At 39.2% G+C, this 13,154-nt stretch carries 14 protein-coding genes; 10 read left to right on the forward strand and 4 right to left on the reverse strand.

Going from position 1 to position 13,154, the window contains the following annotated elements:
- Positions 1-117: 117 nt before the first annotated feature.
- The 5 genes from Q4Q55_RS03990 to Q4Q55_RS04010 all read left to right on the forward strand — a co-directional run bounded on the left by Q4Q55_RS03990 (position 118) and on the right by Q4Q55_RS04010 (position 6,473).
- The gene (locus Q4Q55_RS03990; protein WP_303371529.1) at positions 118-1,872 is read left to right on the forward strand and encodes a right-handed parallel beta-helix repeat-containing protein; all 1,755 of its coding nucleotides are present in this window, start codon (positions 118-120) and stop codon (positions 1,870-1,872) included.
- A 315-nt stretch (positions 1,873-2,187) separates the two neighbouring features.
- Positions 2,188-3,642: an AAA family ATPase gene (locus Q4Q55_RS03995; RefSeq protein ID WP_303371530.1), complete on the forward strand. Its 1,455-nt coding sequence runs from the start codon at positions 2,188-2,190 to the stop codon at positions 3,640-3,642.
- Positions 3,642-4,727: a hypothetical protein gene (locus tag Q4Q55_RS04000; protein WP_303371531.1), complete on the forward strand. Its 1,086-nt coding sequence runs from the start codon at positions 3,642-3,644 to the stop codon at positions 4,725-4,727. The genes Q4Q55_RS03995 and Q4Q55_RS04000 overlap by 1 nt, the downstream gene beginning before the upstream one ends.
- Before the next feature lie 55 nt (positions 4,728-4,782).
- A complete protein-coding gene (locus Q4Q55_RS04005) occupies positions 4,783-5,568 on the forward strand; it encodes a tol-pal system YbgF family protein (RefSeq protein WP_303371532.1) in 786 nt (261 codons plus the stop codon).
- A gap of 5 nt (positions 5,569-5,573) precedes the next feature.
- The gene (locus tag Q4Q55_RS04010) at positions 5,574-6,473 is read left to right on the forward strand and encodes an SseB family protein (RefSeq protein ID WP_303371533.1); all 900 of its coding nucleotides are present in this window, start codon (positions 5,574-5,576) and stop codon (positions 6,471-6,473) included.
- On the opposite strand, the gene Q4Q55_RS04015 is transcribed toward Q4Q55_RS04010, so the two are convergent.
- Positions 6,470-7,228 (reverse strand): V4R domain-containing protein, encoded by a 759-nt coding sequence (locus tag Q4Q55_RS04015; RefSeq protein WP_303371534.1) that lies wholly within the window; start codon positions 7,226-7,228, stop codon positions 6,470-6,472. The genes Q4Q55_RS04010 and Q4Q55_RS04015 overlap by 4 nt on opposite strands.
- 192 nt (positions 7,229-7,420) lie before the next feature.
- On the opposite strand from Q4Q55_RS04015, the gene Q4Q55_RS04020 reads away from it, so the two are divergent.
- The 5 genes from Q4Q55_RS04020 to Q4Q55_RS04035 are packed head-to-tail and all read left to right on the forward strand — an operon-like array spanning position 7,421 to position 10,082.
- On the forward strand, positions 7,421-7,960 hold the full coding sequence (locus Q4Q55_RS04020) for a hypothetical protein (RefSeq protein ID WP_303371535.1): 540 nt from the start codon (positions 7,421-7,423) through the stop codon (positions 7,958-7,960).
- Positions 7,961-8,269 carry a zinc ribbon domain-containing protein gene (locus Q4Q55_RS10640; protein WP_368660133.1) on the forward strand — a complete coding sequence of 103 codons (309 nt, stop codon included), beginning with the start codon at positions 7,961-7,963 and terminating at the stop codon, positions 8,267-8,269. It begins immediately after the preceding gene.
- Positions 8,270-8,277: 8 nt separating this feature from the next.
- The gene (locus Q4Q55_RS04025; RefSeq protein ID WP_303371536.1) at positions 8,278-9,432 is read left to right on the forward strand and encodes a hypothetical protein; all 1,155 of its coding nucleotides are present in this window, start codon (positions 8,278-8,280) and stop codon (positions 9,430-9,432) included.
- A gap of 45 nt (positions 9,433-9,477) precedes the next feature.
- Positions 9,478-9,792, forward strand: coding sequence for a hypothetical protein (locus Q4Q55_RS04030; protein ID WP_303371537.1), 315 nt, complete (start codon positions 9,478-9,480; stop codon positions 9,790-9,792).
- The gene (locus tag Q4Q55_RS04035) at positions 9,789-10,082 is read left to right on the forward strand and encodes a hypothetical protein (RefSeq protein WP_303371538.1); all 294 of its coding nucleotides are present in this window, start codon (positions 9,789-9,791) and stop codon (positions 10,080-10,082) included. The genes Q4Q55_RS04030 and Q4Q55_RS04035 overlap by 4 nt, the downstream gene beginning before the upstream one ends.
- Positions 10,083-10,121: 39 nt before the next feature.
- Here Q4Q55_RS04035 and Q4Q55_RS04040 read toward each other — a convergent pair whose 3' ends face one another.
- From Q4Q55_RS04040 to Q4Q55_RS04050, 3 genes are all read right to left on the reverse strand, one after another.
- Positions 10,122-10,493, reverse strand: coding sequence for a hypothetical protein (locus tag Q4Q55_RS04040; RefSeq protein ID WP_303371539.1), 372 nt, complete (start codon positions 10,491-10,493; stop codon positions 10,122-10,124).
- A 40-nt stretch (positions 10,494-10,533) separates the two neighbouring features.
- Positions 10,534-11,625 (reverse strand): cation diffusion facilitator family transporter, encoded by a 1,092-nt coding sequence (locus Q4Q55_RS04045; protein ID WP_303371540.1) that lies wholly within the window; start codon positions 11,623-11,625, stop codon positions 10,534-10,536.
- Positions 11,626-11,839: 214 nt separating this feature from the next.
- Positions 11,840-13,042, reverse strand: a complete 1,203-nt coding sequence (locus tag Q4Q55_RS04050) for a glycosyltransferase (RefSeq protein ID WP_303371541.1) — start codon at positions 13,040-13,042, stop codon at positions 11,840-11,842.
- Between the last annotated feature and the right edge of the window lie 112 nt (positions 13,043-13,154).

The following is a 13,154-nucleotide window of genomic DNA, read 5'->3' on the forward strand; positions in this document are numbered from 1 at the left end:
TGTTGAAAGGCAGGAATTAAATAGTCAAAATCATGATGATTGACTTGCTGGCAAAAAAATAAATACTATCTTGGATACATATTATATCATTTAATAATTATAAAAGGGGGAAATTTTTTGCTAGATAAAAAGATTATAGCAATTTTACTGATTGTTGCGGTTGCTGCAGTCGCAAATGTGAGCGCAGCGGACAATCGCACTGACATCTTAACCGACGACGGCTCCTTCAGCGATTTGAATGACGTCGTCCAAAGCAATCTGACTGAAATTGCCCTGGATAAGAATTACGTCTACACTCCGCAGGATGAGGATGACTGCATCTATATCTGGGATGAAAAGACAATTGACGGTAACGGGCATACGATTGATGCCAATAAGCATTCAAGGATTTTCTATTCAAGCCAGGACAATGTAATATTAAGGAACATTGTAATAACAAACATCAATCAGGAAGAATATTCCTCTCCGATATATCTTGAAGGAAACGGATGCATTATAGAAAACTGCACTTTCATAAGCAACAATGCCCAATGTCCTCTGATTGAACTTTCAGGAATGAATGCGATTGTAAGGGATTGCAAGTTTGAAAACAACAATGTCTACAATCTGATATATCTCGGAAGCGGAAAATACACTTTCTCATCTCTTGAGGTAACAAACAACACTGCAAACGAGATGATTTATGGAACCGACAGCTCAAACACCAAAATAACAGATTCCAGCTTCATCAGCAATTCCGCAAGACTGATTGTATTGCACAAAAACACAGTCATATCTGACTGCCGTTTCGAAAACAACTCACATAAGTTCGAATGCGATTCATTCATTCAGGTTTCCGCAGGATCTAAAATAAGCAATTGCAGTTTCGACAACTTCGTCTTCAAAAAGGAGGAATATGCAATAGTTGAAACCTTCGGTGCAAACTCCATAATATCCTCATGCAACTTCACAAACAACGGCAATGCCAGATGCACCGTGCGCTTCATTGACGAGTCCAAAAACACAATTTCAGGCTGCAGATTCGAGAACAATACATGGGACAGCTTTGCTGAAACATGTTCCCTGACAGTCCTCAAGAACAATTACTTTGCAAATAACACTGCAAACAATTCGATAGGAATCGCCTTTTCAGGCGCTATCCTGAACCACAAATACGTTCTTGATGTATACTTTAGTGACTCAAACGGAATGGCGCTGAAAAAGCAGAAGGTCACATACAAGATAGGAACCAAGTCATACACCAAAACCACAGACAGCGAAGGCCACATCACTGTCGTGTATACCACTTTTGGAACTAAAACAATTCACTTCACAAACCCTGCAACAGGCGAGAAGGCTGACAGGAAAGTAACCCTTCACAAGGTCTTTGACAATAACAAAAATGTCGTGAAGTACTATAAAAGCCCTGTTGCTTACAAGGTTCGTGTGTTCAATCTCAACGGCAAGATTGCAAAGGGCGTCAAGGTCCGCTTCACCATAGGAACATCAACATGCTATGTGAAAACCGACAATAAAGGATACGCCACACTTAAGCTTAACCAGAAACCCGGAACTTACTCAGTATCTGCAAAATACAACATATATTTCATTTCCAACAAGATTACCGTAAAGCCGACTGTCATCACAAAAGACATCTCTAAAAAGTACGCTAGCTACGGCAGGTTCAACGTAAAGATACTTAACGCAAACGGCAAGGCATTCGCAAATCAGGTCGTTAAAGTCAAGTTCAACGGAAAGGTCAACACACTCAAGACAAACAGATACGGAATAGCAAGTCTGATAATTCCTAAAAACCTGAAAATCGGAAAATACACCATTACAACAGGCTATAACGGATATGGCGTTACAAACAAGATTAGTGTTGTAAGATGAAAGGATTTCAATTATCCTTTTTTTCCTTTTTTTAATTAAATAAATACAATTTTTTCATTTCAAAAATTATTATTTTTTTGAGTACAATTTTTCAAAGTCACAACAATTTCATTAAAAGACTTCAATTTTAATATGGGAAATTCACAAGTCTTTGTTTTGGAAAAAACTTTATGGTCATTTGAAGACTTTTGATTTGAAGTTGGGTGATAACATGTCAAAATTTGTCTAACAAATTTGTCATTGTCCAAATTTCAAAAACTTATTTTCAAAACATATACACAACTTATTTATCTTTCCAAATACATATTATTCTTCATGTTAGAGTGGACTATTTGTAGTGATTGTGGTAAGATTTTAGACAACAGCCAGGAAATCTGTCAGAGCTGCAACTCAGAAGTTGAAAAGATTCATATGGATTATCTGACAGGTTATCTTTCCAATTTGACCTTCCTGGTAAATACCGTTGGAGTTTTCAGGGATTATTCCCAGTCCTTTGAAAACCTCGACTCGCCGAACGCACTGGTGCTTGATGATCTGTTCAGGTGGTTCAGCTATCTCGGACTTAAAGACGACAAGATTACCGACAACGAGCTTGAATTCATCAATTCACTTTTAAACGCCACCTATTCAAGGGATGATATTCTGAAGCTTAAGGATGACCCTCTGGAGGACTTTCCGCTTTCATTCAGGGTTCTCCATGAGCTTGACCTCTACGGACAGGACCTGAACATGCTTGAGCTCAACTCAGCCGGAGAACTCTACAACTGCTACAGGCTTTTGGGGAAGTTCTTCATAACATGCGACAATGAGCTTAACGAAGATGTATTGAAGACATACTCCGACTACATATCAAACCTTGAAAGGCAGCTGGAGCTCAATGATATCAGCATGAAGCCGATTACAATAGAAAACACTCTAAAAGAAGAAATCAAGGATGTCGCTCCGCAAGAGGACAAGGGACTGGACGAATATCTCGATGAGCTAAACAAACTCATAGGCCTTGAAAGGGTTAAAAAGGACGTCAACTCCCTTATCAACCTTGTTCAGATTAGAAAGATAAGAGAAAAAAGAGGCATCAAACAGCCTTCAATGAGCCTGCATCTTGTCTTTTCGGGAAATCCCGGAACGGGCAAGACCACTGTTGCAAGGCTCCTTTCAAAGATATATCATGAAATCGGACTTTTAAGCAAGGGTCATCTCATTGAAACCGACAGGTCAGGTCTTGTGGGTGGATATGTCGGTCAGACAGCAATCAAGACTCGGGAAGTAATCCAATCAGCAATGGGAGGAATACTTTTTATCGACGAGGCATACAGTCTTGCACAGTCAAGTGAAAACGATTACGGAAAAGAAGCAATTGACACTCTTTTAAAGGCAATGGAGGACCACCGTGATGACCTCATAGTCATCGTTGCAGGATATCCTGCCCTCATGGAGAAGTTCCTCTATTCAAATCCTGGTCTCGAGTCAAGATTCAACAAGTTCATTTATTTCGACGACTACAACGACGAGCAGCTCTACGAGATATTCTGGCTCATGTGTGACGAGTCAAACCTGACCATGGACGCTGGAGCCGACAGATACATCAGGGAGTACTTCAAGAAGATGTATGAAAACAGGTCCAAAAACTTTGCAAACGGACGTGCGGTGAGAAACCTCTTTGAGGAAGTCATCACCTCACAGGCAAACCGCCTCGCATCAAAGGAAAACATAACTGACGAAGAGCTCAACACATTGACATATGAGGATTTTCTGGTGGGTGATGAATGATGGATTACAAGATATGCAACAGCTGCGGCGAGAAGGTTGACATAAATGCAAATTTCTGCGGAAACTGTAAGTCAACTTCATTTCGAAGTCCGAACTCTGTAGCGCCAGTGGCCAAAACCAGCCAGGGCAATCTGATATACTCTCTTTTTTACTGGCCATACGAAGGGGGCTATGTTCTCTCAAAATCCAAATTGGGTGGGGTCCTGATTTTTGTGATTATGTTTTTAACAGCATTCTCAACACCATTTGTCGGAGGCTCAATCCTTTTGGCAGTAATCTTTGCAGCCATCTTTTTCCTTTTAAGCTATATCATTCACAAAATCAAGAGAAATCCTTCACAGGTTCAAGTCAACAACAACGACCTTGGCCTTTTGACTGACATCAAGAATCTCATGTTCTACTGGCAGAACAGAAACACAGGCGAGTTCGTGCTTTCAAAAACCAAGCTGATTACAGCTTTGATATATTTACTGTTTTTCTGCGTTGCCATCTCAGCAGTCTCAGCATCATTATATGTTGGCTTTGCTGTGGCGGCATTCTATACCGCACCAGCATTCCTGATAGGTTATGCAGTCCATAAGCTTACAAACAACAATCCGACAAACAAAAAACCGGCAAAGCCAAAGCCTGAAGTGAAAAAGATGCCTAAAAAAGCTGAAGTCGAAACCCGCCAGGCCATTGAAAAGAGCGATGTCATTCCTGAATTTGAAGCCTACAGGGTTAAGCTTGAAGAGCTCAAGTCAGTCTATGCAAAAAAGGATGCCCGAGCACGCGAACTAATCGAAAAGAAGTTTTCACCTCCTCAAATTACATATACACGATTCATAGCAATTGTTGATAAGTCAAGCAAACTTTTCAAAATAAAATCAGAGGAAATACTCAACATTTTGGATTTGGCAAGCGAGGATTCGCCGAGAATAGACAGTGAAATAAAGTCCAAATTCGAAATACTCAACTCATTAATCGATAAGACCGATGACCTGATTAACGAACTGGTCCTTTCCATGGATTCTGAGGATGATGATGTCGATGATTTGATTGTGGATATGGAAGATTTGATAGGTTCGATTAAAAAATATGAATAGGGATGTAGCAATTCATTTTAATGACATGAAACAAATATTTAACTAGGTGAGTTATATGCCAGTCTGTCCGACATGCGGAGCTTATGTAGAAGATGGAGTTGAAACCTGTTCCTGCGGAACAACATTCATTGTATCCGAAGAAGAGAAATTGCAAAACAAGTATCGTGAAGAAGAGCTTAAGATAGATAAATACAGGGAATTTGAAGCGGTTGCCATTGAAGCCTTTGAAGACTGCGACTATGAAAAGGCACTGGACTATTCAACAAGGGCATTGGATTTGAATCTCGGATCTGATGCTGAAATGAAATTCATAAAAGGCAAATCACTCTTTAATCTTAAGAGATTCTATGATTCCATACTCTGCTTTGATGACTATATCATGGAGTATAAGGATTCATTTTATAGATTTTCAAACATTCCTGGAGCCTATGTCTGGAAGGCAAGATGCCAATGGCAGCTGGGCAACGGATTCGGTTCGATTAAAAGTTACTATAAAGCCCTGGAGTTCACAGACAAGAGGAATGTCTCCAATGATGAAAAAAACAGGGCACGTCTTAAGATAAGGGATGAAAGGCAATCAGTCATTAACGATACTGCAAGTCACGGAATTTCAAATCCCCGTTTCGGAATCCTTGAATATGACGTATTTGACATCATAGAAAAGATAAGTCCGAACCTTGATTTGATCATGCAGAACCTCTATGATGCAATAGACGAACTTGAAGATGAAAATCACACATTCGATTCATTTGTAGCCAAGGATGATGTGCTGTTTGTCAGATTCACCGGAGCCGAAGATCTTGAAAAACGCTTTGACGGTTCAAATTCACTAATAGACTGATTTTTATGGTTAACCACAAACACCTGCGTGCAGTAGTTGAGGACATTCATGCAAACGGCGGCATGCTCACGGAAGACTTGCTTTTAAAGCTGATTAACGAATTCAGGTTTTCCAATTTATGGATTCCTGCAAAAAGGCAAAACGACACCCTAAATTTCATCATATATGATGATGAGGAAGCAAAAATCACACCATTATTTACTGATCTCGACGAGTTTCGGAAGTTCTATAAGGACACAGACATTCAGGCGCTTCAGAACTCCTTTGAACTGTATCAGAACATCATAAGAACAACTGATATAGAAGGATATATCCTGAATCCCGCATCGGAGAAGTATCTTTTCACGGATGAATTTATCCTGGGCATCACAAACATTCCGAAAACCAATTTCTACACCTCAGAGCCATACACAAAAGAGGAACTTAAAGGTATGTATGATTCAATCGACAACAGCAGTCTGGAAGGTTTCATCAAAAAAAGGGAAAATGTGGGCCATTATGAGGCATTGTTTGAGGAGCTTGCCAATTCAACCTGTCTTGTGCTGATGCTCTCCCCGAACGATTTGACCGCTTATGCAAAGGACGGAATCATATCAATGCAGGAAACCGGTCCTATGGCTCAGATGCACACTGACAGGATTGGCGGTGAGTATGCAACAATATTCACTTCAAAAGAAAAGCTCAATGAGGTTGCAACCGATTATTTCAGGTATGCTCAGATAGTGAATGTCGCCACCCTGGTTAACTTTATTTTATCTGAGGACATGGATGGAATTATCATCAACCAGGGAAGCGATGATGTTCTCATTCCGAGAGTAGAACTTTTAAGATACTCTCTTGGTTTTGAGAAGTTTGCAAATGATGAGAAGCTCTCCACATCAATTTTCTACATGTTTCCAATCTAGGGTTCGATTTCAAAAAGGCACACCTCATCACCCATGGAATAACATTTAATCTCGGTGATTTTTACTGGGAAATTGAAATAGTTATGGAATATTGTCTCGAACATTCCAATGTCCAGATAGCATTCTGGCTTTCCGGTTTTTTCCAGTTTTACAGATTCGAAACATTCTCTGCATATTATCTGTAGTGTGTTTTTCATATCAAAGCTTAAAAAACCCAGATTGTTGTCCGCCCAGTATTTGGAGATGTTATAGAGGAAATTGTCGAAATCATCGTCATATACCTGAGTGAAGATGTACTCTCCGATATGGTTGCCGATAGATTTCAGTATGGGATTCATTTCTATTCCGTATTCCGCCAGGATGCTTTTGAAGGTGTGTGTAAGCATCAGGGGGTATTCGATGTTGCCTTCGGATATGAAATTGTCCATAAGCTTTTTTGTCTTGTTGGCCTGGATGTTTTTTGAGTCTATGCTTCCAAGCATTTCGCTGTTAAGGTAGAATATCTTTTTTCTGTTGTCCTCAGGATCAGGTTTGTATTTCACTATTCCCTGCTCTCTCAGCCCTTTAAGGTGCAGGGACACTGTTGCTTTCGATTTAGTGGTATTTTCAACTATTTCTTCGAATTTCATTTCGTTTTCACGAAGAAGTTTCAGAATTTCGTATTTCATAGGACTTTTGATGATGTCTATATTGACCATTTTCTCATTTTCACTTTTCTTGTTCAAAAGCACTTGTATCGGGTTAGACATTGTCATGAGTAATCACCCAAATTTATTTTTAAACATATATTAATGCTTTAATAATATTTAAATGTTTGGAATTTGTCTGAAATTTAGTTTTAACAAGTATTGACAATCTATTTCATTTAAAACTAATTATAAACCAATCTTTATTATCGCTAAATTTGACACTAAATTATAATAGCTACAAAAGTTATAGAATTAACCATGTCTGAATTATCCGAGTTGATTCAAATCAACAAGAATATTGAAAAACAGAATGAGGAAATCATTCGTCTTTTAAAGATTATCGCCGGCGAGGGTGATGATGAATATGTTGAACTTGAAGTTCACCAGGACACAGTTGATGTCACATTGGATGGAAATCCTCTGGTCGGTGAGGTGTACTTTATTGAGGACAAAAACGTGTTCAGGTTATCCGTCAAGAATAATGATTTTAGCATCGATAATCTGACAGGTTCACTAAGACCTTCATATTATACTTGCCAACATCTTGTAGCAAATGAATCATACAAGCAAAAAAAGGAATTGCCGCCAGCTACAGTTATACTCAGCAAGGAACAGTCAACAAACTTGCCTGAAACTTTAAGGATGTGCATGGATATCGGTGCAAAAAACGTATTTCTTCCATGGTCATCAATGACCCAGCTTATCGGAGCACCGGAAAACCTGATGAAAATCATGAAGCTTGACTTCTACAAGAGCGAAAAGCAGCTCATCGAAAAAATCTTTCCGGAGAGTGATTAGATAACAAAATACTGTCCTGCATGCGGTGAAGAAGTGGTCGACCATGCAAGGTTTTGCAAGAACTGTGGAGCGGGTCTCGAGGAAGGTGCTGTCGGTCGAAAGCCCCAGATGCCCGAAGTCAAAAAGTCATACACGCTGCATATCATAGCGGGATACATTCTTGCTTTGCTTTTTGCCCTCCTGGGTTTGATAATGGGTATATATCTGCTTACCCGAAGGGACTCCAAAAAAGCAAATAGGCACGGACTCTACATTGTAATCATTGCTCTGATAATGATGTTATGGTCTTTTGCGAGATTTATATTTTAGGTGATGGCATGAACGGATTTAATCAGCTGAGCGAATATGCTGAAGTCGATGTGGAAAAAAGACGTCAAATTGAATTGCTGATGCGTCAGACGATGGTATCTGCCAGACTGGCCAATATTCAGGATAATGAAAAGTATATGGCCAGATATGCTGAAGTTGATGAGTTTATGAATTTTGAAGACTCATCAGTGCTTCAAAGTGATCATGTGAAGGTATGTCCCGAATGCGGCAGACACTTTTCAAGAGAGGAAAACTTCTGCCCGGAATGCCTGACCTCACTCAAATGCATTTCACACAAGCCTTCAATAAGAAATATCACGACAAAACCCCACATCACCTGCAGCGGATCCGGTGAAGCGGAAAACATCCTGAGCAATGAAAGCATCCGAAAGATAAACGATTTCAGATTCACAATGGATGATTTCAACATGATTGCACGCTCCATCAAGGCCCAGGCATTTGAATACATGGACCGTCTGATTAGGGACAATTCAATTGATCTGGATGATTTGGATATTCTCGACAAGGTGCTTCTTTTTGCAAAATCATTCGTCAGTGTCGAATACAAGTCATACGGCAGGGATTTGGGATATTTTGAGTTCAACAGGATTTTCATCGACGACAGACAGACAAAATCCCTTCAGATTACAACAATAATCCATGAACTGACACACTTCCTCCTAAAGGAGATTCTTGTCCATGTTGTATGCAGAATCCTTGACGTAAGTAAAAACAAGCATGTTGAAGCTGCAGTCACATATATATTAACCAGCTCTATTTTAAACAGGCTGATCGATGAATATGCAGCCCACAGCGTTGAAGGAAGATTTACAATATTCGGATATCAGGACTACTCATCATTCATAGCGCTTCAGGATGAAATCGATGAGGAGCATGTTGAGATTGCAAAGACCATAGCCAACACATTTTCAATCCATATCAAAAAACTGCTTGAAGGATTTCTGGACTGGGACTTGCGGGAAGAAATCAAAGAACAGTTCCTGTCAGATACTCTTGAAAGACCGGATTATAGCCAGCTTGCATTTGAAAGCTGCAGCAGGTTATCCGATGAAGGTTTTCTAAAGGCAATATGGTTGATTTTGAGTGAAGGCTTCAAAGACATTGACGCTGACGTTCTGGACAGCTATGTGAAAGAACTCTAATTTTGGAAATTAACTATTTAACATAATAAGTATAAACATTTACTCATGAATATCAAAGAAAAAATTTTAGCAATGGATAAGCAATTCGCAAAGGAATGCTTAAGAGACCCTGTAGAAAACATTGAAGATTTATCATTATCATTTATAATCAAATTCCAGCTTTTCGAACCATGCCAATATGTATCTGAAGACGATGAATGGCTTACTTTTTTAATACTTCCTCCTGAAGAGATTTTGGAAAGCCAAATTATGACTCTCAGAAAAGAGGAAATCATCAGTTTCGGCATACTCAACGAGAAGAATCTGGCTGAAATCAACAACCTGATTAAACAGATTGAACCTGAGAGCTTATATCAATGAAAGAGTTAACATTGGGGTCTGATTTCAATATCGATGAAGTCACGGACAAAATCAACAGCATAATGTCCAGATGGTCAGTTCAGCTAATTGACATCAACGGGCCTGACTGGGCAATATATGACTATGAAATGAATCTGAAATTCCTAATTCATTTCAATGTTGATTTCAACAATCTGGCTGTCAGAATAAAGCTGGAGGATTTGAAGCTCAATGTAATACACCACATCGAATCCCTTAAGGATGAAACCACATACAGGGATAATCTTGTCAGTGCAGTGTTTTTTGACTAGTAATCAAAGCGTTAAAAAAAGAAAAAGAAAGAATTAAAATTAATTAATTCTTGTATTGTAGTATCTTACACCATCAGTGTCGTATGTGTACCATCTGTTTACTTCAGCATCGTACTTTTCACCGATAACATCAACATATTTGTCAGATTGAGGAACATATACTTTATAAGAAGTATTTGTAGTATTGGTTGTATTTTCTCTTGGAGAGTTGTCCCCTACAACGGTGGTATTGTTTGTTGTGCTGTTTGTGTTGATATTTAGGATGGTGCTTCCGGAATTGTTGTCAGTGGTATTTGAGGTAATGTTGTTCAAACCGATATTGGAGTCACCGTTGAGTACAAATGCGCCAACTCCAATCAAAGCCACGATTAGAATAACTATAACCACTAAAATTATATTTTTCAGTTCCATAATTTTTCACCTTGTATAATATTTTGTATCTTGTACTATATTAATCACTTACATCGTAGTCATCAATAATGATGTAATCAAATTCAGGGTGTTTCTCTTTTATCTTTGTGAGTATTTCATTTTTCACCCTTTGCCTGTCGGCATCGAAGTCCACAATCATGTCGAATGTAATCAGATTCTGGTCCTCATATGCAATGAATCCGTGAATTTCAAGAACCTCTTCGTATTGTGAGACTATATTTTCAAGCTCATTGCGTATTGGGGAGAACTTGTCGTTTCGCGCATAGATTCCGACTGTCAGTATGATTGAAAATTCCTCAAAAATCTTAAATGAAATCATACGTGAGAGGTTATGGATTTCAAGTGCTGTCAGGCTGTCGTCAATCTCCACATGAACTGACCCCTGCATGTCTTCAGGTCCGTAGTTGTGAAGGCTCAGATCATATGCCCCGTAAACCTGGGGAATTTCGCATATTGAGGATTTGATTTTTTGGGACAAATCGGAGTCGACTCTTGCTCCGATCATGCTGTCCAGGGTTTCCCTGAGCATGTCTATACTTGCCTTTATAATTACTATTGATATGATGACTCCCAGAATTCCTTCAAGGGAGATGTGCCAGAATATGGATATTATGGCAGCGACAAGTGTGGACAGGGACAGTATCGCATCAAAAAAGGCATCGCTTCCGGATGCTACAAGGGCCTGTGAGTTTATCTCCTCACCGACATTCTTGACATATTTTCCAAGTGCGAACTTGACGATGACCGCTACCGCAATGATTACAAGTGAAACTGTAGTGTATGAGGTCACGTCCGGATTGAATATTTTCGGCCATGATTCCATAAGTGCAGTAATTCCCGCCCACAGTACGATGGCTGCGATGATTACTGATGAAAAGTATTCTATTCTCCCGTATCCGTAAGGGTGATTCTTGTCAGGTGCTTTTCCTGCCAGTTTTGTTCCGATAATAATGATTATTGAAGATAGTGCATCTGTAAGGTTGTTGACTGCATCCAAAGTGATTGCTATTGAGTTTACAAGTATCCCTATGGTTGCCTTGAAAGCCACAAGAATGAGGTTTACAACAATTCCTATGATGCTTGTTTTAACGATTTTATCCTGTCGTGACATATGTTTAGATATGTTGCAGATAAGTTATAAATTGTATAGGTTATTGTTCATGTGTTTTAGTCATCATGTAAAATCAGAGGTGAGGTTTATGCTTGCATAGGAAAATCCTAATCACGTCCCCGGCCAAATTTCAGCCGTCAAAGACAATGCATTCGGTAATGTTCAAATTCGAAGTTACAGTATTTTAACAGGATTCAGCTTACCGCCAGAAAAATCATTTAAGTTTTCTAAGCGGTTTGGTGACTTTCCAGCTTTTTGAATTGACAAGTTTATTGTATTCGTCACTTTTGTTTTTATAGTCTTCCTTCAGTTTCAGGTATCTTCCTTTCATTGCGGAATACTTGTCCTTTACTTCAATATAGTTTCCTTTCATCTGATTGTATTTGCCTTTAATCTCGACATAATTGCTTTTTAGAGAATCATAGCTTTCCTGCAGATATTCAATTCGAAGCTGGGCGTTGTAAAGTTCCAGTTCCAGTTTCGCATGGCTGAAGTCCTCTGAGTTCAGGATGATTTCTGCACGGTTACGGTTTATCTCATCGACGTCGCTCAAGTCGATTTTCGCAAGTTCCTCTTTTGCCTTCAGGTAATACTCTTCGCTTTCGGCGAATTTCATATAGTAAGCCAGCTTGTCGGCCTTGAATTCATTAAATTCACTTTCATATTCATCGAAGAAATTGTTTTTCTTTAGAAACTCCTCTATGATGTCTGAAATCCTGAAGAAGTTAAGTGTATTTGCAGGGTCATGCACTAAGGACTCTGAGTTATATCTGTAGTGGTACAGATGTTCTGGTAAAAATGAGATTTTGGATGCCTTCAGAATAGTCTTCACATGAAACGGAGTATCTGAGTATGATTTTGACTCGGGATAGACAAAATCGCTGTCGCTTTTAAGGAATTCATTTCGGTAGAGCTTAAACCATGGTGCAAAAAGGTCATTTAAAACATGGCTTTTGATTTGTCTGTGGTTGAATGTGAAGTTGCTGTAGTCAACGTCTCCGAACTCATCATCCAGGCTGAACGCATTATGCTCATGCTGGATGCCGTCCTGGTTTACGAACATTGCCTTCATTATGCAGAAATCTGAATCGTTGGATGTGATGTTTTCATGTAATTTCTCAAGGGCTGTCAAATCAAGGCAGTCATCTGAGTCCATGAAGTACACGAATTTTCCGCTGACTTCTTTTAGGGCATTGTTTCTGGTTTTAGCAACGCCCATGTTTTCCTGGTCGACTACGATGATTCTCTCATCCTTTTTGGCGTATTCATTGAGGATTTCCAGTGAGTTGTCGCTGGAGCCGTCGTTGATGCATAACATTTCAATATCCCTGAAAGTCTGGTTGATCAGACTGTCTAAACATTCTCTTAAAAATTCACCGGCATTGTAAACCGGCAATATTACTGAAATCTCTACCATTTTTTCCCCTCACTATATCATTAAATCATTTAAAGTATTTAATGCTTTTTAGAAATATGTCTCTTTCAAAAACTTGTGTGATTTGAATTTTCACTAGTTTTTGAGTCATGAT

It is taken from the genome of Methanobrevibacter sp., assembly GCF_030539555.1.
Classification (GTDB): domain Archaea; phylum Methanobacteriota; class Methanobacteria; order Methanobacteriales; family Methanobacteriaceae; genus Methanocatella.